The sequence below is a fragment of the Azospirillum terrae genome (assembly GCF_053470425.1).
The window spans coordinates 60860-82135 of sequence record NZ_JBPXMR010000016.1; the positions used below are offsets into that span (position 1 = coordinate 60860).

Consider the following 21276-nt stretch of genomic DNA (forward strand, 5'->3'; position numbering starts at 1 on the left):
AAATGTGTTCATCATTGGTGATGAACGGACGGAGACGACGATGGCAGGGCGAGTTCTGATTGTTGCGGCAGGTCTTTCACTGATGCTCGCCGGGTGCATGTCGGACGGTGGCTCGGGGTATCGGCGCAGCTCGTACGATTCACGATCCTACGAGGACAATTCCCGGCAACTGGGCAGCCGGGCGCGGGCCGCGCTGGCCGAGGGATGCCGGCAGCGCTTCTCCGTGGGCACCAACAAGTACAACGAGTGCGTCCGCGGCGAGCGCAAGAGCGACGACTCGCTGGTGGAAGGCTGCACCCGCCTCTACAAGAACGACCCCAAGAACTACCGCCGCTGCATGGCGGGGGATTAAACCGCGGGTTCCGCCGCACGGGTGCGCATGGCCTTGAGCTGCACCGACGCGCGCCAGAACCCCAGTTCCGCCCCGTCGACGAAGTGCACGTGCCGGTCGGCGGCGAAGTCGCCGACCACGCAGGTGATGGTGGTCGAATCCGCGCGCGCCGTTCCGTACAGGATCTCGCCAGCAGCCGCGTAACGCTCCAGCAGCGCCTCGATGGCCGCCGCCTCGCCCTCCGTCACATCGAGGACATAGCGCGGGCCGCCGGCCTCCTTGCGGTAATCGGAACGCTCGGCCAGCGCGCGGCGGTAGCGCGGAATATCCAGCGCGCCGACGCGGATGCCGGTCTTATGCGCCAGCCACAGCAGCCCGCTGCCGGCGACCGCGCGCACCATGCGCATGGGCCGGCGGCGGCGCGGTTCGGTCCGCACTTCCAGGCGCAGCGATTCCACGGTGGGCAGGCGCAGGCGCAGCGGCTCGCCGTCGCCGAGCGGTGCCGCCGTCTCGGTGGGGACGATGCGTTCGATGTCGGCTTGCAGTCGGGTGATGATTTCCAGTCCCTTGGCGCCGGGGGCGATGGGGTCGGCGATGACGCAGAGGATCGTGCCGTGCCGCGTCGGCACCGGCCGCCAGCGGCACGACAGCCCTTCCAGACCGGGCAGCGGGCCGGGACGGGGGGCGATCTGCCGCTTGGGATCGGCCTTCACCCACGCTTCGGCGGTGGCGATGCCGGAGCCGAGGAAATGCCCGAACGCGTTGCCCTGGCCGAAGTCCTGCAAGGCCGCCATGGCTTCCAGCCCGGCGTCCGTCAGCTCGCGGACGGGCACGATGCCGACGCGCAACGGCACGTCCATCTCGGTCCCCGCCCAGTCGGCCAGCGCCGCCAGCGCGTCCGCCGCGACCGACCGGCAGCCGGGCGGCACCGCGGCGATGGCGCCGTCGCCGCCGAACTGGCAGGCCGGTTCGATGGGCGGCTGGCGCAGCACCTCGGTCAGCACGGCGATGACCGCGCCGGCCACGAAGTTCACCTCGCGGTGCCGGCCTTCCGACGCGAGGCGGGTGCTGCCGACCACGTCGGCGATGGCCAGCGACCAGTCCGGCCCCAGCGCCGTGTAGCAGCCGGGCATGGTCGCTTCGCGCGCGAAGTCGCGGATGGTCGGCAGGCGCATGGGGTGGGTCCTCGCCCGTAAAATCCCTCTCCCGCCCCGGGAGAGGGTGGCCGCGCAGCGGCCTCTCGCGCAAACATAGTTTGCGCTGACGGCGTCAGGCGAATGCTATGGCATTCGCCGAGAGCCGGGTGAGGGTGCTGCAAGGATCCTTGGATTCCCCCTCACCCTCCCACGCTGCGCGCGGGTCCCTCCCTCTCCCGGGGCGGGAGAGGGATCATATCAGAACTCGATCCCCGCCTGGGCTTTCACGCCTTCGCGGAACGGGTGCTTCACCATGGTCATCTCGGTCACCAGATCGGCCACCTCGATCAGCTCGTCGGCGGCGTTGCGGCCGGTGACGATGACGTGCGTGTCCGCCGGCTTGGCGCGCAGATACTCAACCACCTCCTCCAGCGGCAGATAGCCGTAGCGCAGCACGATGTTCAGCTCGTCCAGCAGGACCATGCGGATGTCCGGGGCCTCGATCTGGCGCTTGGCGGCCTCCCAGGCGGCGCGGGCGGAGGCGATGTCGCGCTCGCGGTCCTGCGTCTCCCAGGTGAAGCCCTCGCCCAGCGCGTGGAATTCGACCTGATCAGGGAAGCGCTCCAGCACGGTGCGCTCGCCGGTCGCCCACTTGCCCTTGACGAACTGCACGACGCCGACCCGCATGCCGTGCCCGACCGCGCGCAGCACCATGCCGAACGCCGCGGTGGACTTGCCCTTACCCTTGCCGGTGTGGACGATCAGCAGGCCCTTCTCGATGGTCTTGCCGGCCAGCATGCGGTCGCGCGCCGCCTTCTTCTTGGCCATCTTCTCGGCGTGGCGGGCGTTGACGTCTTCGCCGCCGGCCTCGGTTTCCTCGGTCATCCCTCGTCCCCTCCCTGTCCGCTGAGTTCCTTCAGCGTGATGTGTGCCGCGTTGGCGCGCGGGCGCCACAGCCCGCGGTCGAGCGCTTCCAACAGGCGTTCCGCCATCTCCTTGAGCGCCGCCGGGTTGGCCTCCGCCATGAAGTCGCGCACCGCGTCGTCCATGACATAGGCCTCGAACACCGCATCGAAATGGTGGTCGCCCACACAGCGCGCCGTGGCGGCGAAGGCGAACAGGTAATCCACCGTGGCGGCCAGCTCGAAGGCGCCCTTGTAGCCGTGGCGCATGGCGCCCTTGATCCATTTCGGGTTCACCACGCGGGCGCGCACGACGCGGGCGATCTCTTCCTTCAGGGTGTGGACGCGTGGGCTTTCGGGGCGGGAGTGATCGTTGTGGAACACCTCCGGCTGCTGGCCGGACAGCACGCGCACCGCCGCGGTGATGCCACCCTCGAACTGGTAATAGTCGTCGCTGTCCAGCAGGTCGTGCTCGCGGTTGTCCTGGTTGTGCAGCACCAGTTCCACCGAGGACAGCCGCTCGGTGAACTGCGCGCGGGCCGGGGCGCCGTGCGTGCCGGTGCCGTAGGCGTAGCCGCCCCAGGCGAGGTACGCGTCGGCGAGGTCCTTGTCGGTCTCCCAGCCGCGCTGGTCGATCAGCGCCTGCAAGCCGGCGCCATAGGCTCCGGGCATCGAGCCGAAAACGCGGAAGCCGGCGCGCTGTGCCGCCTCGTCCGCGCCGATGCCGGCGGCCTCCAGCCGTTCGCGGTCACGGCGGACGCGGGCGGCCAGCGGGTTGACATCCTCCGGCTCGTCCAGCGCGGCGACGGCGCGGGCGGCTTGGTCCACCAGATCGATCTGCGCCGGGAAAGCGTCGCGGAAGAAGCCCGACACGCGCAGCGTCACGTCCACCCTGGGGCGGTCGAGCACGCCGTGGGGCAGGATCTCATAGCCAGTGACGCGCCCCGTCGCGGTGTCCCAGGTCGGCCGCACGCCCATCAGCGCCAGCGCCTGGGCGATGTCGTCGCCGCCCGTGCGCATGTTGGCGGTGCCCCAGGCTGACAGGGCGAGGGTGCGCGGCCAGTCGCCGTGCTCCTGCAAATAGCGCTCGACCACGCGGGTCGCCGACGCCCAGCCCAGTTGCCATGCGGACGGGGTCGGCACCGCGCGGGTGTCCACCGAGTAGAAGTTGCGCCCGGTGGGCAGCACCTCCGGCCGCCCCCGCGACGGCGCCCCCGAGGGGCCGGGCGGCACAAACCGGCCATCGAGCCCGCGCAGCAGCCCGTCGATCTCGGCGCCGCCGCAGGCATCGACGGTGGGGGCCAGCTCGCCGGTCATCCAGTCGAGAACGGCGCGGGTGCGCGTCCAGGCCGGATCGCAGACTGCCTCGCCGGACACCAGGGCGAGCGCCAGCCCTTCCAATCGCTCCACCGTGTCGCCGGCGGTGCGCCAGGGCTCCGCGCCGGCCAGTTCGGGCGGACGCGGACCGGTCCACGCCGCGGCCATGTCGGTGTCGAGCGGGTCGAACTCCGTCAGCCCCAGATCCGCCGCCAGCGCGCGGATCAGCGAGGCGTCCTTGCCCTCACCCTTGCCGCGCGGCAGGCGAGCCAGCGCCACCAGCAGCGCGTCGCGCTGCACGCCGTCCGGCGAGCGGCCGAAGATGTGCAGGCCGTCGCGGATCTGGAGTTCCTTCAACTCGCACAGATGGCGGTCGAGCTTGGACAGCGCGGTCGGCGGATCGTCGTCCGGCGCCACGCCGCAATCCGCGGCGATGCCGGTCGTCGCCGACAGATCGAGGATGCGCGCGCGCAGCTCCGGCAGGCGGCGCGGGTCGAGCGACGCCGCCTCGTAATACTCGTCCACCAGCATTTCGAGTTCCCGCAACGGGCCGTAGCTCTCGGCGCGGGCCAGCGGCGGGGTGAGGTGGTCGATGATGACGGCGGACGCTCGGCGCTTGGCCTGCGTGCCCTCGCCGGGGTCGTTGACGATGAACGGGTAGAGGTGGGGGAGGGCGCCGAGCGCTGCTTCCGGGAAGCACGACTCCGACAGCGCCAGCGCCTTGCCGGGCAGCCATTCGAGGTTGCCGTGCTTGCCGAAATGGACGACGGCGTGCGCGCCGAAGCTCAGCCGCAGCCACGCATAGAACGCCAGATAGGAGTGCGGCGGCACCAGCGCCGGATCGTGATAGCTGCCCGCTGGATCGAGGTTGTACCCGCGCGCCGGCTGGATGGCGATGGCGACGTTGCCGTAGCGGAGCGCGGGGAGGCGGAAGGCACCGGTTCGGACAAACGGATCGCTCTCCGGCTCGCCCCACCGCCCCACAACGGCGCTTCGCACCGCCTCCGGCAACCCATCGAAGAACCGCCGGTACTCCGCGACACTCAACGTCTCGCGCACCACGCGTTCATCCAACGCCGTCACATCATTCGTGACACCCGCCTGCATGTCCGCCATCAGCCCGGCCGCATCGCCCGGCGCGCCATCCACCGCATATCCCGCGGCCCGCATGGCGCCCAGCGCCTCGACCACCCCGGCGGGCGTGTCCAGCCCGACCCCGTTCGCCAGCCGTCCATCCCGATTCGGGTAGTTCGCCAACACGACGCCCACCCGCCGCTCCGCCGCCGGAGTCCGCCGCAGCCGCGCCCACCCCGCCGCCAGCCGCGCGGTGAACGCCACCCGGTCCGACACCGGCCGGTAATCGAGAATCCAGCTCTGCGTCGCCTCATGCCGCCGCGCCTCGGCCTTGAAGCTCACCGCGCGGGCGAGGATGCGGCCGTCCACCTCGGGCAGCGCCACGTTCATGGCGATGTCGCGCGCCGACAGCCCGGCCGTGCCGTCCCGCCACGCCGCCTCGCTGCCGCCGGAGAACACCACCTGCAACACCGGGCAATCCGCCTCGTCGAACGGCGTCGCCGAGCGCTTCGCCCCCGGCTGCGACACCGCGAACGACGTGGCGTTGAGGATCACGTCCGCTCCGGCCGCGCCCAGCAGCTCGGCGATCACCGCGGCGGCGGCGCCTTCCTTCAAGCTGGTGGTGTACAGCGGCAGCGGGTTCAGCCCCTCCGCCCGCAGCGCGTCGATCAGCGAATCGATCACCGCGAGGTTCGCCGCCTGCACCAGCGCCCGATAGAACAGGATTGCCGCCACCGGCGCGTCTCCGGTCCCTTGGGCGATCCAGTGCGCGCGCACCTCCTCCAGATCCGGCCGGGTCGCCCCCGGCCAGTACAGCCCGGCGCGCAGCAGCGGCATCGGCTCGCGCCAGCCCGAGTCGCGGCCGATCAGCGCCGCGGCGTAGCGCAGCAGTTCCACCGCGTTGTCGATGCCGCCGTGCACGCCGTACTGCCACAGCCGGTGCGCCGCCTCGGCCGGCACGGTGCAGCGCCGCGCCAGCTCCGGGTCCGGCTGGTCGTCGCCGGGCAGCACCGCCAGCGGAATGCCATGGCGCCGGCAGGTCTCGGCGATCTGCTCGATTCCATAGGGCCAATAGCGCTCGCCGCCCAGCAGCCGGACGATCACCAGCTTCGCCGCCGCCACCGTGCTCTCGGCGTACACGTCCACCGACAGGTTGTGGCCGAGTTGCAGGATGCTGGCGAGGCGCAGGCTCGGCCCCGCCTCGCCCAGCCGGTCGCGCGCCGCCGCCAGACAGGCCAGCTCGGTGTCCGCGGCGGTCAAATAGACGATGTCACCGGCGCTCTGGCCGAGATCGACGGCCTCGCCGCCGTCGCCCAGGCTGCCGGGCTGCGCGGCCAGGAGGTGCATGGGATCAGGCGCCCAGCGCCGCGGAAATCGCCTCGCGGTCGAGCCCGCGCTGACCGATCACCACCAGCCGGCTCTGCCGCGCCTCGCCGGGCTTCCACGGGCGGTCGTAATAGCCCTGGATGCGGTCGCCCACACCCTGGATCACATGGCGCATCGCCTTGCCGGCCACGTCGAGGAAGCCCTTGATGCGCAGGATGTCGTGCGCGGCCGCCGTGGCGCGGATGCGCGCCTCGACCTCGGCCGGGTCGGCCACCGTGGGCAACGGCACGACGAAGCTCTCGAACTCGTCGTGGTCGTGGTCGTCGCCCTCCTCCTCATGGTGCGAGCGGCGCGAGTCGAGATCGTTCTCGGCCGCCGAGCCCAGGCCCAGCAGCACCGCCGGATCGACGCCGCCCTGCGTGGAGACCACCGTCTTCACCAGCGGGCGGACATGCTCGGCCACCTCCTGGCGCACGCGGGCCATGGTGGCGGAATCCACGCGGTCGGCCTTGTTCAGCACGACCATGTCGGCGCACAGGATCTGCTCCTCGAACAGCTCCTCCAGCGGGCTTTCGTGATCCAGCGTCGGGTCGGCCTGCCGTTGCGCGGCGACCGCGTCCAGATCCGGGGCGAATCGCCCGGTGGCCACGGCCTCGGCGTCGATCACGGCGATGACGCCGTCCACGGTGACGCGGGTGCGCACCTCCGGCCAGCCGAACGCCTTCACCAGCGGCTTGGGCAGCGCCAGGCCCGAGGTCTCGATGACGATGTGGTCGGGCGGCTGCGGGCGGGCCAGCAGCGCCGTGATGCTCGGCAGAAAATCGTCGGCGACGGTGCAGCAGATGCAGCCGTTGGTCAGCTCGACGATGTCGTCCTCCGCGCAGCCCTCCACACCGCAGCCGGCCAGCAGCTCGCGATCGACGCCCAGATCGCCGAACTCGTTGATGACCAGCGCCAGCCGCCGCCCGCCGGCGTTCGCCAGCAGATGGCGAATCAGGCTGGTCTTCCCGGCCCCGAGGAAGCCCGTGATGATGGTGGCGGGGATCTTGCTGCTCATCTTGCTGCTCACGGGGGCGACTCCGTAAAACGTCCGACTGCGTTGGGCGGTCTTTATAGAGAGCCCAGCGCCCTGGCGCTACCGGTTCACGATCAGCATGATTCCCGCGACCGCCAGCGCCGCACCGATCCAGGCGCCGGGTCGCGGCGCTTGGCCAGTCAGCGCCCACAGCATGGGCAGGATCAGCACCGGGCTGGTCGCCGACAGCGTCGCCGCGACTCCGGCGTCGCCGAACTTCAGCCCGATCAGCAGCAGCGTCATGCCCAGCCCCAGCCCGATGAAGCCGTTGGCGGCGATCATGCCGACGATTCGCGGCGTTAGCCCGTAGGTGAGCCTCGCACGCCCCCCCGGCAGCAGCGCCCCCGACCACAGCAGCAGCCCGGACGTGCCCACACGCACCGCCGCCCCGGCCGTCGGGTCGGCACCGGCCATCAGCGCCGGCTTGGCGAGAATCGACCCCGTGGCCTGACAGAGCGCCGCGATCAGACAGACGCCGACGCCGGTCAGCAGCGACCCCCGCACCGCCTCCCAATCATGCGAGCCACCGCGCAGCGCCACCGCCAGCATGACGCCCAGGGTCACCAGGGCGATTCCCACCAGCGTCAGCGGCGCCAGCGATTCGCCCAGCACCAGCCAGCCCAGCAGCGCGGTGATCGGCGCGTTGGCGGCGTAGATCACCACATTGCGCCTGGGGCCCAATCGGCCGAGCGCCCAGAACAGCGCGGTATCGCCCAGAAAAATCCCGACCGTCCCCGACAGCGCCAGCCACGCCGTCTGCTCCCACCCCAGCGTCGCCCAGCCGCCGGTGGCGGTCGCCGCCAGGGCCAGCATGCTGAAGACGATGACCATGCGGATGCGGTTGAAGGCGACCGAGCCGATGGCGCGCACCGGAGCGATGGCGATGAGGCCGCCCGCCGCCCAGCAGAGCGCGGCGCCAAGGGCTGCGAGGTTGGCGAGCATGGGGGCACCAAAAAGGCGGGCATGAAAAAAGCCGCCAGAGGCGGCTTATTCTGTTCTCCCCCTGGGGGGGGGAGATTTGGTGGAGCCGAGGAGGATCGAACTCCTGACCTCCGCATTGCGAACGCGGCGCTCTCCCAGCTGAGCTACGGCCCCACACGCACCGTCGCCGGTGTGGGCGGGATAATGTCCATGGAGGCCCCCCGTGTCAAGCGCACAAACACACCCCATATACGAGCGCGAAAACAGGGTAGCGCCACCCCCTCCGCGCGGCACTTGCCACGTCCAGGGTCCCGGATTAGGGTGCGCGCGGACCGCGATCCCGGAGGCCTTATCGTTATGCAGCCACTCGTCGTGACGCTGTTCGAGCTCGTCTACATGATCCTGGACCTGTTCAAATGGGTCCTGCTGATTTCCGTGATCCTGAGCTGGCTGATCGCCTTCAGTGTCATCAACACGCGCAACCGCGTCGTCTACATGGTCAGCGACTTCACCTACCGGGTGACCGAGCCGGTGCTGCGGCCGATCCGCGGCATCCTGCCGAATCTGGGCGGCATCGACGTCTCGCCGATCATCGCGCTGTTGCTGGTGTGGTTCCTGCAAAGCCTGATCATTCGCTACGGGATGTATTTTTGAACCGGGGCCCCTTCGAACCGGCCGCCGACGGCATCCGCGCCGTGCTGCGGGTGACGCCCAAGGCGTCGCGCAACGCGGTGGCCGGGCTGGCCGACACCGTGGACGGCCGCAAGGCGCTGAAGGTGACGGTCACCACCGTGCCCGAGGACGGCAAGGCGAACGAGGCTGTCATCAAACTGCTCGCCAAACTATGGCACGTACCGAAGAGCAGCATCACCGTGGTGGCCGGGCACACCGACCGCAACAAGATCCTGCACGTGGCCGGGGATCCGGCCGATCTGATGCGCCGGCTGGCGGCCGGTGTCGACCTGGAGGGTTCCGATGGCTGAAGCGACGATCATCGACGGAAAGGCCTTCGCGGCCGGCTTGCGCGCCCGCGTGGCGCAGGGCGTGATCGACCTGCGAAAAAGCCACGGCATCACCCCCGGCCTCGCCGTGGTGCTGGTGGGCGAGGACCCGGCCAGCCAGGTCTACGTGCGCTCCAAGGAAAAGGCGCTGGTCGAGCTGGGGATGAACTCCTTCGACCACCACCACTCCGCGGACATGGACGAAGAGGATCTGCTGATCCTCATCGCCAAGCTCAACGCCGACCCGGCGGTGCACGGCATCCTGGTGCAGCTGCCGCTGCCCAAGCACATGGACGCCCAGAAGGTGCTGGCCGCCATCGCGCCGGAAAAGGACGCGGACGGCTTCCACGTGGTCAACGCCGGCCTGCTCGCCACCGGCCAGCGCGACGCCATCGTGCCGTGCACGCCGCTGGGCAGCCTGCTGCTGATTCGCGACGTGCTGGGCAAGGACCTGCGCGGCAAGCGGGCGCTGGTGCTCGGCCGCTCCAACATCGTCGGCAAGCCGATGGCGCAACTGCTGTTGCAGCAGGACTGCACGGTCACCGTCGCGCACTCCCGCACGGTGGATCTGCCCGGCGAGTGCCGGCGCGCCGACATCCTGGTGGCCGCCGTGGGCCGGCCGGAGATGGTGCGCGGCGACTGGATCAAGCCCGGCGCCTGCGTCATCGACGTCGGCATCAACCGCATCCCCGCCGCCGAGCCGGGCAAGACCCGTCTGGTCGGTGACGTGGCGTTCGACGAGGCGAAGGCGGTCGCCGGCTTCATCACCCCGGTGCCGGGCGGCGTCGGGCCGATGACCATCGCCTGCCTGATGCTGAACACGCTGTCCGCCGCCTGCCGTGCCGCCGGGGCTGCGGTGCCGGCCGAGGCGCTGGCATGATCACCGTCCACGCCCGGTCCGGCGGGCGTGTCGTCGAGCAGCCGCTCGCCGTTGGCGACGAATTGCCGCCGGGCACGGTGTGGATCGATCTGCTGCGCCCGGACGAGACGGAGCGCGCCCACGTCGGCGCGCTGACCGGCTGCGACCTGCCGACGCGTGAGGAAATGAAGGAGATCGAGGCCTCCAGCCAGCTCTACACCGAGGGCGAGGCCATCTACCTGACCACCCCGGTCATCGCGCGGGCCGACACGCCGCACCCGGAACAGGGCGAGCTGACCTTCGTGCTGACGCCGCGGCACATGATCACGGTGCGCTTCATGGAGCCGCGCTCGGTCGCCACCTTCGCCGCGCGCACCGGCCGCCAGCCGGAGCTGCTGGCCAGCGCCGAGGATGCGCTGCTGGGCATGCTCGACGCCGTGGTGGACCGCGTCGCCGACGTGCTGGAGCTGATCGGCGGGCGCATCGACAGCCTGTCAACCCGCGTCTTCACCGATTCGCTGGAGCCCAGCGCCTTCGGCCGCCAGAAGAAGCCGGACGAGTTGCAGGACGTGCTGCGAGGCATCGGCCGGGCCGGCGACCTGACCCACAAGGTGCGCGACAGCCTTGCCGGCCTCGACCGGCTGGTGGCGTTCCTCACCTCGGTCGCGTCTGGCCGGCTGAGCAAGGAGCAGAAGGCGGCGCTGAAGACGCTGACGCGCGACTTGCGCTCGCTGAACGAGCACGCCGGCTTCCTGGCGCACGAGGCGAACTTCCTGCTCGACGCCACGCTGGGCCTGATCAACATCGAGCAGAACGCCATCATCAAGATCTTCTCGGTGGTGGCGGTGGCCTTCCTGCCGCCGACGCTGATCGCCTCGGCCTATGGCATGAACTTCCAGCACATGCCCGAGCTGCACTGGGAATGGGGCTACCCCATGGCTGTGGTGATGATGGCGCTCTCCGGCATCCTGCCGCTCTGGTACTTCAAGCGCCGCGGCTGGCTGTAGCTCACCCCGTCGCCTCGATGGTCAGGTACACCAGGGCCTGGTTGTGCAGCACATAGGCGATCTCGCCGAAGGCCAGCGGGCCGGCGGCGGGCGGGGCGTTGAGCACGCAGCCGCAGGCGAACGCCGGCCGCACCCCGGCGGGCAGGCTCGGCCGGGTGCCGGGGGCGAGCGGGGCGGCGAAGCGGTAGCGCAGGTGGCGGAACACCGGCGCGCAGAAGTGCACCTCGCCCGCGTCCTCGTCCACGGCGCGGATCGTCACGTTGACCGGCGTGCCGAAGCAGTCGGCGACCAGTGGCCGCTGAAGATCGATGCCGTGCTCGCGCATGTAGCCGACGAAGCCCACCGGCTCGCCGCCGACCACGCAATGCCGGGCCGAGAAGCCCGGCTGCTTGAAGATCAGCTCGTCGCCGTCGCCGGCCCGGTGCGGGTTGGCGACGTGGACGCGCGACGCCATGCGCGGCGGCAGCGAGACGTGCGCCGCCACCGCCAGCTGGTCGGACACTGCGCCGGTCAGCCCGTCGAACACCTTGGGCGCGCGGTGACCCAGATCCTTCAAGGCGACACCGGCGATCCAGCCGACCAGCGGCCGGTTGAACACGCCCTCGAAGCGGAACACGCCCTGGGCATAGTCGGCGTGCAGCGGCGAGAAGGCGGGGATCACCAGAACGGTGAAGCCGTTCTCCGGTGCCGACGCGGCGATGCGCGGCAGCGTCGCCGCGTCGTAGGAGCGGATGGCGACGGTGGTGGCCGCCTCGGGCAGTTCGATGACCACAAGGCGGTCCGCCGCTCCGCCGGCTTCCTCGGGCGGGGGGGCGGTGCCGCCGATCCAGCGGCCGCGCGGCAGTCCGGCCAGCAGCGCCTCGTCACCGGCGATCAGCAACGGCCGTCCTGCGGCGATCATCGCCGCCACCGTGTCGGGCTGCATCAGCATGTGCGCCACCGGCGCCTCCCAACAATCATTGCCCCCGATTGAGGCATGGTCATCCACCCGGCGCAAGGCAGCCCACCGGATATGCGACTATTGACGGATATGCCGGACGCTGGCATTTAAGATCATTCGAATGATCTTGTGCTGGGCGCATGCTGACCCTCAGCGACACCGACGTCACCGGCCGCCTCACCCTCGACAATCCGTGGTGGCGCACCGGTGCGCCCGAACCGGAGATGGCGGCGCTGCCGCGCCGGGCCTTCTTCGACGGCTTTCTGCGCCGGCTCGGGCGGGGCGGGCCGGACCGCCCGCTGCTGCTCGCCGGCCCGCGCCGGGTCGGCAAGACGGTGCTGGTCCGCCAAGCCATCGGCCGGCTGATCGAGGACGGCGCGCCGCCGCGCGGCCTGCTCTACGCCGACCTCACGTCGCCCACCGCGCACGGCGTGCCGCTGGAGCGCTTGGCCCGCGCCCTGCGCGCGGCGGCCGGACATGACGGGCCGGGCGTTCTGGTCCTCGACGGCGTCCACCACGTGCGCGGTTGGGAGGCGGAGGTGGCGGCTCTCGCCGCAGCCCTGCCGGATCTGCGGATCGTGGCGGTGGCGTCGGGTGCCGCGGCGCCGCTCGGTGGCGCCTTCGTGCTGCCGCCGCTGACCTTCGCCGAGTATCTGCGCCTGACCGGTGCCGAGCGCGACCTGATCGAGCCGATGGTGTTCGGCAAGGGACCGACGATGTACGTCGTGCGCGACATGGCGGCGCTGAACGAGCGCTTCCTGCACTATATCAATGGCGGCGGCTTTCCGGAGGCGGTGCTGCTGCGCACGCCCGGCCGCGACTCAGCCCGGCTGCTGCGCGGCGAGGTGCTGGGCGCGCTGCTGCACCAGGATCTGCCCGGCCTCGCCGGGATCGCCGGCACGGCGGACCTGAACGCGCTGTTCACTCTGCTCGCCCGCAACACCGGCCGCGAGGTTTCCATCGAGGCCATATCCGAACGCGCTGGCCTCGCCAAGAACACGGTGCGCCGCCACCTCGACTACCTGGAGGCCAGCCACCTGATCATCCGCATGGGCCGCGTGCACCCGGAGGGCGGGCGGTTCCAGCGCATGCGGACCTTCAAAATCCATCTGTCCTCGCCCTGCCTGTACGCCGCGCTGTTCGGCCCGGTCGGCGCGGGCGACCCGGCGTTCGCCACGTTGACCGAGAGCGCCATCGTCGGCCAATGGCTGTCCTCGGCGGAACGGGCGCGGCTGGTCTACGCCCGGCTGCCGGAGGGACCGGTGGATCTGGTGGCGCTCTCCTCCGACACCGACCGCCCCGCCTGGGCCTGCGCGTTGCCGGGAAACGACGAGTCCGTGGGTGATGGAGCTAGGGTCAATGGTTTGATCCAATTTTCGAAGCGCAACGCGCCGCTGCGCTGGATCGGTTCGACCACCCGGACGCTGGCCGCGTTGAAGGCGCACGATGGCGTGGAAGTCTGGCACCGACCGGCAAGTCAGTACTGCTACGAAGTGGGCCGCCGGGCGGTGGACGAGGCGGGTTTGATTTAGGATCAATCGAGTGATCCTAATCTGAAAAGCCTACCGCGGCAGCGTCACTGTGGCCCGCAGCCCGCCCTCCGGTCGGTTGCTCAGCGTGATGTCGCCGCCGTGGCCGCGGACGATGGTGCGGGCAGTGGACAGGCCGAGGCCCACCCCGCCGGTCGCCTTGTTGCGCGATGGGTCCAGCCGGTAGAACGGCGCGAACACCTTCTCCATCTGCTCCGGCGGGATGCCGGGGCCGTCGTCGTCGATCTCGACACGCACTTGGCCCTCCTCCGGCACCAGACGCACGCGGCAGCCGCCGCCGTAGGCGATCGCATTGTCCATTAGGTTGGCGAAGGCCCGGCGCAGCGCCACCGAGCGGGCGTCCACCACGCTGTGCACCGGCCCTTCATAGGCGGCGGACTGGCCGGCATCGCTGCGGTCCTCGCACAGGCTCTGCAACAGGTCGGCGAGGTCGAGGGGCCCGCGCGGCTCGCGCTGGGCGTCGTCGCGGGCGAAGGCGAGGGTGGCGGTGATCATCGCCTCCATCTCGTCGAGGTCGGAGAACATCTTGCGCTGCATCTCCGGGTCGTCCACCAGTTCGGCGCGCAGACGCAGGCGGGTCAGCGGCGTGCGCAGATCGTGGCTGATGGCCGCCAGCATCTGCGTGCGGTCGGCGACGAAGCGGCGCAGCCGCCCCTGCATGCGGTTGAAGGCGCGGGTGGCGGCGCGCAACTCCCTAGGCCCGGCCTCGGGCAGCGGATCGGCCTCGCCATCGACGCCCAGCCGCTCGGCCGCATCGGCGAAGCGTGCCAGCGGCGATGTGAGCCGGCGCGCCGCCCACATCGACAGCACGGCGATGACGGCGACGATGGCGGCCATCCACAGCGCGAAGCGCAGCAGCCGGAACGCCCCCTCCAGCGGGTCGCCGGCGGCGAAGCTCAACCACGACCCGTCGCCCAGCGCCACGAACAGCCGCATGTCGTGCGTCCAGCGCGGCTCGTCACCCATGGGCAAGGGGCCGGGCGGCGGTCCGGGGCGGTGGCGCATCTCCATCAGCACCTCGCGCCGCGGGTCGTCCAGGGCGGCGCGCAGGCGGCGTTGCAGGATCTGCATCGGCCTTCCCATGTGCCCGGCCTTCAGGTCCGGCCGTTCGGTCTGCCACGCGACGTGCAGCACGGGGTCGTCGATGGCCTTCACCACGCGCGGCCGCTCGGCGGCCGGGGTGGCGTCCACCAGCTGGACGATGGCGGAGACGCGCTCGACCAGCACGCGCGGGCCGTGCACCGGCGGCCCCTCGGGCCGGTCGAGCAGGTAGATCAGCGCGCTGACCGCCTGCGTCAGCAGCAGCGCCACGACGATGGTCAGCGCCGTGCGCGCGGCGATGCTGTCGGGAAGGAAGCGGCGCATGGCCTCAGCTCCCCGCCGTAACGGTGGCCGTGAACAGATAGCCGCCGCCGCGCACGGTCTTGATCAGCGTTGGATCGGCGGGGTCGGGCTCGATCTTGCGCCGCAGCCGGCTGACCTGCACGTCGATGGAGCGGTCGAAAGGCACCGCCGCCCGCCCGCGCGCCAGATCGAGCAGCTGGTCGCGGGTCAGCACGCGCTGCGGGTGCTCGACGAAGGCCGCCAGCAAATCGTACTCGCCGGCCGAGAGCTGCACCAGCACGCCGTCGGCCGAGCGCAGCTCGCGCTTGGTCAGTTCGAGGCTCCAGCCCTCGAAGCGCAGCACGGTGGCGCCGTCGCCCACGGTCTGCGGGGCGGACGCGCGGCGCAGCACCGCCTTGATGCGGGCCAGCAATTCGCGCGGGCTGAACGGCTTGGCGAGGTAGTCGTCGGCGCCCATCTCCAGCCCGACGATGCGGTCGGTCTCCTCGCCCATGGCGGTCAGCATGACGATGGGCACGGCCGAGGCGGCGCGCAGCCTCCGGCACAAGCTCAAGCCATCCTCGCCCGGCAGCATGAGGTCGAGCACGATGAGGTCGACGCGCGAGGCTTCCAGCGCCTTCATCATCTCCGCCCCGTCGCGCACGGCCGTCACGCGGAAGCCGTGCTTAGACAGGAACTGCGCGACGAGGGTGCGGATGTCGCGGTCGTCGTCGACCACGAGAAGGTGCGGCATTCGGTCCATGGCCCGTATTGTCCGTCGCCGGCGCGCGGCGGTTAAGCGGAAAAGTGTTACGGACGGTAACCGGAGCGCTGGCTGTTACACAGCGTTACCAAACAGGCCCCTGGCGGACATCAACCGGCAAAGTTCGACCGGCAGTCTGAGGGCATCGGGACCGACGTCCCGCTTCGAAATCAGGAGACAGGTCATGAAACGCGCTCTGCTCACCACGCTCGCGGTCGCCGGCAGCCTCGCCGTTGCGGTGCCGGTGTACGCCCAGCAGGCGGGGCCGGGTGGCGGCCCCGGCCAGGGTGGCCCCATGATGCAAGGCCAAGGCGGTCCGGGCGGCGGCCCCATGATGCAGGGGATGCACGGCGGTATGGGAGGAGGTATGGGTGGCGCCAACTTCGACCGCATGTGCGAGAACCACGAGGCGCGGCTGGCCGGCATGCTGGCCTTCGCCGAGAAGCGCCTGAAGATCACCGACGCGCAGAAGCCGGCCTGGACCAAGTTCGCCGATCAGGCCCGCGCCAGCGAGGCGCCCATGCAGTCGGCGTGCACCAGCCTGACGGGCAAGCCGCAGCCGGCCAACGCCATCGAGCGGCTGGAGCGCATGGACACCATGATGACGGCGCGTCAGACGCAGATGCACCAGATGCTGCCGGCCATCAAGGAGATGTACGGCCAGCTGACGCCGGACCAGCAGAAGGTCGCCGACGAACTGCTGACCCGCGGCGGTCGCGGTGGCCGTGGCGGTCACGGCCCCGGCCAGCGGGGTTGATCGAACCTCCCCGGCCGAGCCCCCGGCCGGGGAGGTTTTGTGGGGGCAGGGATTCCCCAGATGCCTTGCCCCCTTCACCCTTACTCCGCCCCCGGCACGCCCTTGCTGGTGGAGTACTCGAAGTGCAGCGCCTCGCCCGGATGGACCAGCGGGTGGATGGCGTGCGCGGCCTGCGCCGCTTCGGCGAAGCCGCAGAGGATCAGCTTCAGCTTGCCGGGATAGGTCGCGATGTCGCCGATGGCGAAGACGCCCGGTGCCGACGTGGCGCAGGACGGCTGCGTCACCGTGATGTGGCTGCGGTCCAGGGTCAGCCCCCAGTCGGCGATCGGCCCCAGATTCATCGACAGCCCGAAGAACGCCAGCAGCGCGTCGGCCGGCAAATCCTTCTCCTCGCCGTCCAGCGTGGCGACGCGAACCGCGGTGATCTGGCCGTTCTCACCCACAAGGCCCGAAAGCTGATAGGGCACCACCAGCTCGATCCGGCCCTCGCGCGCCAGCGCCTCCATGCGGGCGACGCTCTCCGGCGCGCCGCGGAACTTCGGCCGGCGGTGGACCACGTAGACGGTCTCCGCGACGTCGGCCAGCGACAGCGTCCAGTCGATGGCGGAATCGCCGCCGCCGGCGATCACCACCCGCTTGCCCGCGAAATCCTGTTTGCGGCGGACCATGTAGTGCACCGACGTGCCCTCGAACGCCTCCAGCCCATCGAGCGGCGGGCGGTTGGGGCCGAAGGCGCCGACACCGGCGGCGATGATCACGCCGGCCGCGTCGATCTTCGTGCCGATGTTCGTTTCGACAAGCCAGCGCCCCTCGTCCGTGCGGGTCAGTTTTTCGACCTGCTGGCCCAGATGATAGGTCGGCGCGAAGGGCGCCGCCTGCTCGGCCAGCCTGTCGATCAGGTCGGCGGCGTCGATGGCCGGGTGGCCGGGGATGTCGTAGATCGGCTTTTCCGGGTACAGCGCCGTGCACTGGCCGCCCACCATGTCGAGCGCGTCGATGACGTGGCAGCTCATCTTCAGCATGCCGCACTCGAAGATGGCGAAGAGGCCGACGGGGCCGGCGCCGATGATGGCGACATCGGTGCGTTGGATGGAAGCCGACATGGGAACTCCAGGCAAAAACGGTCTTCAACGGAAAGAAAAGCAGCCCCTTTCATGTCCCGTTTCGCCGCGCCGATCAACCCCCGTGCACCGGAGGGCAGGGGCGGGTCTGACTGATTGTCTTATATTTGAGCAAAGTTTTCATTGAATCCCCGATGTCTCCCGGAGATGATGGGGTGTTGGATGGCGCCCTCCGTCGCGCCGCACCCGGACGGCCGAGCCTGGCACGAGGTTTTCCGATGAAAGAGCTGCGCTGCCTCGTCTTCACCGACCAGGAAGTCGTCAAGGCCATCCTTGACCGCCGCCGCAAGATGCGGGAGCCGTTGCCCGCGGGCACGGTGCGGGGCGTGACCTACTCCAGCGACCACGAGGCGATCCACACCACCATCCGGGTTCTCGACGATTACGGCGTCGATCAGTCCATGACGATCGGTACGGCCGAGGCGGCGGCGGCGCTGGTGGGGTACTGCATGGGCCGCAAGGTGCCGTTGCCGGTCGATTCGGACAAGTGCCTGCACCTGATCAACGGCGGGCTGACGCTGATGATCACCATGAACTTCAACAAGCCGCCGCGCCTCGTCACCGAATCCCACGACGATGCGGCCGACGCCGGGAATTCCGCCCGCCTTGCCGGCTGAGATCGGGCGGTCGGCGCCGTTCAGACGGTGATGTCGAGGTCGGCGGTCGGGTCGGAACCGCCGCTGCTGGGCATGGTGTTCAGCAGGCTTTCGGTCTTCTTCAACTCGTTCATCGCGTCCGTCACGTCCTTAAGAGCCCGCTCCGCGGGGACGCCACGTTCGCTTTTCAGGCGCTCCACCTGGGTTCTGAGGAAAGCCCTCAACTTGCGGGAAAGGTTGCGCGCGTCGTCGGCGAAGTTGTCCGCGGTTTTCTCGTCGGTGGTGCCGTCCTTGGCGGTGCCGGGTGTGGCCGGCGCCGCGTTTTCGGGCTTTCCTTCGGCGTTTTCGGCACCCTTCGCGGCATCCTCCACGCCGGCTTCCGCTTCGGGCGCGGCCTCGGTGTCCGGCGGGGGCGCCGCTTCCGTCTCCGCTGTCGCCGCGGCATCGGCGTCGGCGGGCGCCTTCGCCGCCGCGCCACCGGAGGCCGTCTTGGCCTCGGCTGCCGCGGCTGGGGTGGCCGGCACGCCGGTGGAGGCCGATTCCTGGCCGCCGCCGGCCGCGGCGTATTCCTTCACCGCCGCGGACAGCTCACGGGCCAGACGGGCGCCCTCGTGCGCCGCGGTTTTGGGGTCGCCGGCGACCATCTTCAGCGTGCGCAGCTGCTCCCTGATCCGGGACAGCTTCTCGCGGGCGGCCTTCTTGCGGTCGGCGTTGACGTCTATCCTGCTGGCTTCCAGCGTCTTCGACGCCTGGGCCGCCGTCTCGCGCGCCTCCTTGAGGCGTCTGGCGACCTCGGGGTCCAACTCCGGCGGAACCTTCTGGTCGATCTTTTGATCGGGCGTCTGGTCGGGTTTTTGGAGCGGCGATCTGGACAGGGTCCGAACCAGCGACAGCGTCGCACTTCTGAGGGTGACGTTGTCCATGGTTCACCTCTCCGCTCGGTGATCGAAACATTGTCATAAAGTTCGCTTAAGAAATCATGAATATACGCACCGGACCCGCGCCGCAGGGCTTGCCGAGCGGGGGGCCGTTCGACCACAATCCGCCGGCCATGCCCGAGCCGACATTCCGCCTTACCGTCCCCTTGCCCGACGAAGCCGCCACCACGGCGTTCGCACGCCGTCTGGCGCCAGCGCTCGGACCCGGCGACGTGCTGGCGCTGCGCGGCGACCTTGGGGCCGGCAAGACCGCCTTCGCCCGCGCGCTGATCCGCGCGCTGGTTGGCGACGACGAGGCCGAAGTGCCGTCGCCCACCTTCACGCTGGTGCAGACCTACGACACCGACGCCGCGCCGGTCTGGCACTTCGACCTCTACCGCCTGTCCGGCCCCGACGAGGTGCAGGAACTGGGCTGGGACGAGGTCGGGCAGGGCATCGCCCTGGTGGAATGGCCGGATCGCCTCGGCCCGCTGCTGCCGCGCGACCGGCTGGAGCTGACCATGGCCTTCGAAGGCCCCGACGCCCGCCGCGCCGAGTTGGCCGGCTTCGGTGCCTGCGGGCCGCGCCTCGACTCGCTGGAGCTGCCGTGAGCGACCGCATCACCGCCTTCCTCGCCCGCCACGGTCTGGCCGCGGCCGAGCGCCGCCCGCTGGCCGGCGACGCCTCGGCGCGCCGTTACGAGCGGCTGCGGACCACCGATGGCCGGCGGCTGATCCTGGCGGACACGCCGGTCCCCAAGGACGACCTCGTCCCCTTCATCGCCATCGGCGACGCGCTGGCCCGGCTTGGCTTCTCGGTGCCCGCCGTGATTGCCGCCGAGGTGGACGCCGGCCTCGCCTTGCTGGAAGATTTCGGAGACGGAACGTTCTCCCGCCTGCTGGAGGCCGGTGAGGACGCGCAAGCCCTCTACGCGCTCGCCACCGACGTGCTGATCGAGCTGCACCGCCGCTTCCGCCCGCAGGACTCCGCGGTGCTGACGCTGCCGGCCTACGACGCCGCGCTGTTCGTCGAGCAGGTCATGCTGTTTGCCGACACCTACGTCCCGGTCGCCACCGGCCGCCCGCTTGGCCCGGCGGACCGTGCCGCGCTCGAATCGGCGTGGGCCGGGGTGATCGCCGACGCCTGCGCCGGGCCGGTCTCGCTGCTGCTGCGCGACTATCACGTGGACAACCTCATGCGGCTGGACCGGCCGGGGGTGGCGGCGGCCGGGCTGCTGGACTTCCAGAACGCCGGGCTGGGTCCGGTCGCCTACGACCTCGTGTCGCTTCTGGAGGACGCGCGGCGCGACGTGCCGTCTGCGCTTGCGGCGCGCATGGTGGAGCGGTATGTCAGCGCCTTCCCGGACCTCGACCGGGCGGCGTTCCGCCGCTCGTACGCGGTTCTGGGGGCGGTGCGCCACGCGCGCATCGTCGGCATCTTCACCCGTCTGGCGCTGCGCGAGCGCAAGCGCGCCTACCTCGTCCACCTGCCGCGCGTCTGGCGCCTTCTGGAAGGCCAGCTCGCCAAACCCGACCTCGCTCCGGTTGCCGCGTGGTTCGACCACCACCTGCCGCCGGACCTTCGTGCCGCCTTTGTCATTCCGGAGACGGAATTATGAGCAAGCCTTCCTGGATGCCCCGTAAAGCGATGGTGCTGGCCGCCGGCCTCGGCCTGCGCATGCGCCCGCTGACGCTGGAGCTTCCGAAACCGCTGATCGCCGTCGGCGGCAAGCCGATGCTCGACCACGCGCTCGACCGCCTCACGGCGGCCGGCGTCGAGACGGCGGTGGTCAACGCCCACTGGCACGGCGACAAGATCGCCGCGCACCTCAAGGGCCGCAAGAAGCCGAAGACCATCGTCTCGCACGAGGACACGCTGCTGGAAACCGGCGGCGGGGTGAAGCAGGCGCTGCCGCACCTCGGCACCGACCCGATCTTCGTGGTCAACGCCGACATCGTCTGGCTCGACGGGCCGATGCAGGCGCTGAAGCGCGCTGCGGACCATTGGGACCCCGAAACGATGGACGCGCTGCTGCTGCTGATGTCCACCACCAAGGCGGTGGGCTACGAGGGGCGCGGCGACTTCCACATGGACCCGCTGGGCGCCCTGACCCGCCGCAATGAGGGCGAGATCGCCCCCTTCGTCTTCGCCGGGGTGCAGATCATCAAGCCGGAGCTGTTCAAGGACACGCCGGACGGCGCCTTCTCCACCAATCTGGTGTGGGACCGCCTGCAGGAGTCCGGACGGCTGTTCGGCTTGGCGCACGACGGCGCGTGGTTCCACGTCGGCACCCCGGCGGCGCTGCTGGAGGCCGAGGAACTTCTGGCGACGGGCGGCATCCGCTGGTTCTGGCCCTGACG

Annotated in this window: 21 protein-coding genes and 1 tRNA gene; 11 read left to right on the forward strand and 11 right to left on the reverse strand. The window is 70.5% G+C overall.

Annotated features, from left to right (window positions below):
- The first annotated feature begins 82 nt into the window (after window positions 1–82).
- Window positions 83–352, forward strand: a complete 270-nt coding sequence (locus tag ACSVDD_RS26280; protein WP_448192388.1) for a hypothetical protein — start codon at window positions 83–85, stop codon at window positions 350–352.
- Here the strand turns inward: ACSVDD_RS26280 and ACSVDD_RS26285 are convergent.
- From ACSVDD_RS26285 to ACSVDD_RS26310, 6 genes are all read right to left on the reverse strand, one after another.
- A complete protein-coding gene (locus tag ACSVDD_RS26285; RefSeq protein WP_448192389.1) occupies window positions 349–1506 on the reverse strand; it encodes a DUF3095 family protein in 1158 nt (385 codons plus the stop codon). The genes ACSVDD_RS26280 and ACSVDD_RS26285 overlap by 4 nt on opposite strands.
- Window positions 1507–1725: 219 nt before the next feature.
- Window positions 1726–2352 carry a cob(I)yrinic acid a,c-diamide adenosyltransferase gene (cobO, locus tag ACSVDD_RS26290; protein WP_448192390.1) on the reverse strand — a complete coding sequence of 209 codons (627 nt, stop codon included), beginning with the start codon at window positions 2350–2352 and terminating at the stop codon, window positions 1726–1728.
- Window positions 2349–6107, reverse strand: coding sequence for a cobaltochelatase subunit CobN (cobN, locus tag ACSVDD_RS26295; RefSeq protein WP_448192391.1), 3759 nt, complete (start codon window positions 6105–6107; stop codon window positions 2349–2351). Before cobN ends, cobO begins: the two co-directional genes overlap by 4 nt.
- A gap of 4 nt (window positions 6108–6111) precedes the next feature.
- A complete protein-coding gene (cobW, locus tag ACSVDD_RS26300) occupies window positions 6112–7143 on the reverse strand; it encodes a cobalamin biosynthesis protein CobW (protein ID WP_448192426.1) in 1032 nt (343 codons plus the stop codon).
- A gap of 78 nt (window positions 7144–7221) precedes the next feature.
- On the reverse strand, window positions 7222–8103 hold the full coding sequence (locus ACSVDD_RS26305) for a DMT family transporter (protein ID WP_448192392.1): 882 nt from the start codon (window positions 8101–8103) through the stop codon (window positions 7222–7224).
- 77 nt (window positions 8104–8180) lie between these two features.
- Window positions 8181–8256: transfer RNA gene (locus tag ACSVDD_RS26310), tRNA-Ala, on the reverse strand.
- A 183-nt stretch (window positions 8257–8439) separates the two neighbouring features.
- Here ACSVDD_RS26310 and ACSVDD_RS26315 point away from each other — a divergent pair.
- From ACSVDD_RS26315 to ACSVDD_RS26330, 4 genes are read left to right on the forward strand one after another with little or no spacing between them, the layout of a single operon-like run.
- Window positions 8440–8736, forward strand: a complete 297-nt coding sequence (locus ACSVDD_RS26315; RefSeq protein ID WP_448192393.1) for a YggT family protein — start codon at window positions 8440–8442, stop codon at window positions 8734–8736.
- The gene (locus ACSVDD_RS26320; RefSeq protein WP_448192394.1) at window positions 8733–9065 is read left to right on the forward strand and encodes a DUF167 domain-containing protein; all 333 of its coding nucleotides are present in this window, start codon (window positions 8733–8735) and stop codon (window positions 9063–9065) included. Before ACSVDD_RS26315 ends, ACSVDD_RS26320 begins: the two co-directional genes overlap by 4 nt.
- Window positions 9058–9963, forward strand: a complete 906-nt coding sequence (gene folD / locus ACSVDD_RS26325; protein ID WP_448192395.1) for a bifunctional methylenetetrahydrofolate dehydrogenase/methenyltetrahydrofolate cyclohydrolase FolD — start codon at window positions 9058–9060, stop codon at window positions 9961–9963. The genes ACSVDD_RS26320 and folD overlap by 8 nt, the downstream gene beginning before the upstream one ends.
- Complete coding sequence (locus ACSVDD_RS26330) at window positions 9960–10949, forward strand: magnesium transporter CorA family protein (protein ID WP_448192396.1); 990 nt, start codon at window positions 9960–9962, stop codon at window positions 10947–10949. The genes folD and ACSVDD_RS26330 overlap by 4 nt, the downstream gene beginning before the upstream one ends.
- A gap of 1 nt (window position 10950) precedes the next feature.
- Here the strand turns inward: ACSVDD_RS26330 and ACSVDD_RS26335 are convergent, their stop codons facing one another.
- Window positions 10951–11880 (reverse strand): DUF6976 family protein, encoded by a 930-nt coding sequence (locus ACSVDD_RS26335; protein WP_448192427.1) that lies wholly within the window; start codon window positions 11878–11880, stop codon window positions 10951–10953.
- 149 nt (window positions 11881–12029) lie between these two features.
- Here ACSVDD_RS26335 and ACSVDD_RS26340 point away from each other — a divergent pair, with 149 nt between their 5' ends.
- A complete protein-coding gene (locus tag ACSVDD_RS26340; protein WP_448192397.1) occupies window positions 12030–13421 on the forward strand; it encodes an ATP-binding protein in 1392 nt (463 codons plus the stop codon).
- A gap of 30 nt (window positions 13422–13451) precedes the next feature.
- On the opposite strand, the gene ACSVDD_RS26345 is transcribed toward ACSVDD_RS26340, so the two are convergent.
- Together ACSVDD_RS26345 and ACSVDD_RS26350 are read right to left on the reverse strand one after the other, a co-directional pair.
- Window positions 13452–14804: an ATP-binding protein gene (locus tag ACSVDD_RS26345; protein WP_448192398.1), complete on the reverse strand. Its 1353-nt coding sequence runs from the start codon at window positions 14802–14804 to the stop codon at window positions 13452–13454.
- Between the two features lie 4 nt (window positions 14805–14808).
- A complete protein-coding gene (locus ACSVDD_RS26350; RefSeq protein ID WP_448192399.1) occupies window positions 14809–15525 on the reverse strand; it encodes a response regulator in 717 nt (238 codons plus the stop codon).
- Between the two features lie 184 nt (window positions 15526–15709).
- On the opposite strand from ACSVDD_RS26350, the gene ACSVDD_RS26355 reads away from it, so the two are divergent.
- On the forward strand, window positions 15710–16282 hold the full coding sequence (locus ACSVDD_RS26355; protein WP_448192400.1) for a Spy/CpxP family protein refolding chaperone: 573 nt from the start codon (window positions 15710–15712) through the stop codon (window positions 16280–16282).
- A gap of 80 nt (window positions 16283–16362) precedes the next feature.
- Here ACSVDD_RS26355 and ACSVDD_RS26360 read toward each other — a convergent pair whose 3' ends face one another.
- Window positions 16363–17385 carry an NAD(P)/FAD-dependent oxidoreductase gene (locus ACSVDD_RS26360; protein ID WP_448192401.1) on the reverse strand — a complete coding sequence of 341 codons (1023 nt, stop codon included), beginning with the start codon at window positions 17383–17385 and terminating at the stop codon, window positions 16363–16365.
- Between the two features lie 236 nt (window positions 17386–17621).
- Here ACSVDD_RS26360 and ACSVDD_RS26365 point away from each other — a divergent pair, with 236 nt between their 5' ends.
- Window positions 17622–18020: a hypothetical protein gene (locus ACSVDD_RS26365; RefSeq protein WP_448192402.1), complete on the forward strand. Its 399-nt coding sequence runs from the start codon at window positions 17622–17624 to the stop codon at window positions 18018–18020.
- Window positions 18021–18040: 20 nt separating this feature from the next.
- Here the strand turns inward: ACSVDD_RS26365 and ACSVDD_RS26370 are convergent, their stop codons facing one another.
- Window positions 18041–18922, reverse strand: coding sequence for a hypothetical protein (locus ACSVDD_RS26370; RefSeq protein WP_448192403.1), 882 nt, complete (start codon window positions 18920–18922; stop codon window positions 18041–18043).
- A 128-nt stretch (window positions 18923–19050) separates the two neighbouring features.
- Between ACSVDD_RS26370 and tsaE the strand changes: the two genes are divergently transcribed.
- Genes tsaE through ACSVDD_RS26385 form a run of 3 tightly spaced genes read left to right on the forward strand, consistent with a single transcriptional unit; the run spans window position 19051 to window position 21274 of the window.
- Complete coding sequence (tsaE, locus tag ACSVDD_RS26375; RefSeq protein WP_448192404.1) at window positions 19051–19527, forward strand: tRNA (adenosine(37)-N6)-threonylcarbamoyltransferase complex ATPase subunit type 1 TsaE; 477 nt, start codon at window positions 19051–19053, stop codon at window positions 19525–19527.
- Window positions 19524–20534 carry an aminoglycoside phosphotransferase family protein gene (locus tag ACSVDD_RS26380; RefSeq protein WP_448192405.1) on the forward strand — a complete coding sequence of 337 codons (1011 nt, stop codon included), beginning with the start codon at window positions 19524–19526 and terminating at the stop codon, window positions 20532–20534. Before tsaE ends, ACSVDD_RS26380 begins: the two co-directional genes overlap by 4 nt.
- A complete protein-coding gene (locus ACSVDD_RS26385; RefSeq protein WP_448192406.1) occupies window positions 20531–21274 on the forward strand; it encodes a nucleotidyltransferase family protein in 744 nt (247 codons plus the stop codon). Before ACSVDD_RS26380 ends, ACSVDD_RS26385 begins: the two co-directional genes overlap by 4 nt.
- Window positions 21275–21276: the final 2 nt, after the last annotated feature.

Excerpts from the sequence above, each read along its gene's own strand:
- ACSVDD_RS26280 (WP_448192388.1), top strand. The coding sequence starts at position 83 with ATGCTCGCCGGGTGCATGTCGGACGGTGGCTCGGGGTATCGGCGCAGC.
- ACSVDD_RS26285 (WP_448192389.1), bottom strand. The coding sequence starts at position 1,506 with ATGCGCCTGCCGACCATCCGCGACTTCGCGCGCGAAGCGACCATGCCC.
- cobO (WP_448192390.1), bottom strand. The coding sequence starts at position 2,352 with ATGACCGAGGAAACCGAGGCCGGCGGCGAAGACGTCAACGCCCGCCAC.
- cobN (WP_448192391.1), bottom strand. The coding sequence starts at position 6,107 with ATGCACCTCCTGGCCGCGCAGCCCGGCAGCCTGGGCGACGGCGGCGAG.
- cobW (WP_448192426.1), bottom strand. The coding sequence starts at position 7,143 with ATGAGCAGCAAGATCCCCGCCACCATCATCACGGGCTTCCTCGGGGCC.
- ACSVDD_RS26305 (WP_448192392.1), bottom strand. The coding sequence starts at position 8,103 with ATGCTCGCCAACCTCGCAGCCCTTGGCGCCGCGCTCTGCTGGGCGGCG.
- ACSVDD_RS26315 (WP_448192393.1), top strand. The coding sequence starts at position 8,440 with ATGCAGCCACTCGTCGTGACGCTGTTCGAGCTCGTCTACATGATCCTG.
- folD (WP_448192395.1), top strand. The coding sequence starts at position 9,058 with ATGGCTGAAGCGACGATCATCGACGGAAAGGCCTTCGCGGCCGGCTTG.
- ACSVDD_RS26330 (WP_448192396.1), top strand. The coding sequence starts at position 9,960 with ATGATCACCGTCCACGCCCGGTCCGGCGGGCGTGTCGTCGAGCAGCCG.
- ACSVDD_RS26335 (WP_448192427.1), bottom strand. The coding sequence starts at position 11,880 with ATGCTGATGCAGCCCGACACGGTGGCGGCGATGATCGCCGCAGGACGG.
- ACSVDD_RS26340 (WP_448192397.1), top strand. The coding sequence starts at position 12,030 with ATGCTGACCCTCAGCGACACCGACGTCACCGGCCGCCTCACCCTCGAC.
- ACSVDD_RS26345 (WP_448192398.1), bottom strand. The coding sequence starts at position 14,804 with ATGCGCCGCTTCCTTCCCGACAGCATCGCCGCGCGCACGGCGCTGACC.
- ACSVDD_RS26350 (WP_448192399.1), bottom strand. The coding sequence starts at position 15,525 with ATGGACCGAATGCCGCACCTTCTCGTGGTCGACGACGACCGCGACATC.
- ACSVDD_RS26355 (WP_448192400.1), top strand. The coding sequence starts at position 15,710 with ATGAAACGCGCTCTGCTCACCACGCTCGCGGTCGCCGGCAGCCTCGCC.
- ACSVDD_RS26360 (WP_448192401.1), bottom strand. The coding sequence starts at position 17,385 with ATGTCGGCTTCCATCCAACGCACCGATGTCGCCATCATCGGCGCCGGC.
- ACSVDD_RS26365 (WP_448192402.1), top strand. The coding sequence starts at position 17,622 with ATGAAAGAGCTGCGCTGCCTCGTCTTCACCGACCAGGAAGTCGTCAAG.
- ACSVDD_RS26370 (WP_448192403.1), bottom strand. The coding sequence starts at position 18,922 with ATGGACAACGTCACCCTCAGAAGTGCGACGCTGTCGCTGGTTCGGACC.
- tsaE (WP_448192404.1), top strand. The coding sequence starts at position 19,051 with ATGCCCGAGCCGACATTCCGCCTTACCGTCCCCTTGCCCGACGAAGCC.
- ACSVDD_RS26385 (WP_448192406.1), top strand. The coding sequence starts at position 20,531 with ATGAGCAAGCCTTCCTGGATGCCCCGTAAAGCGATGGTGCTGGCCGCC.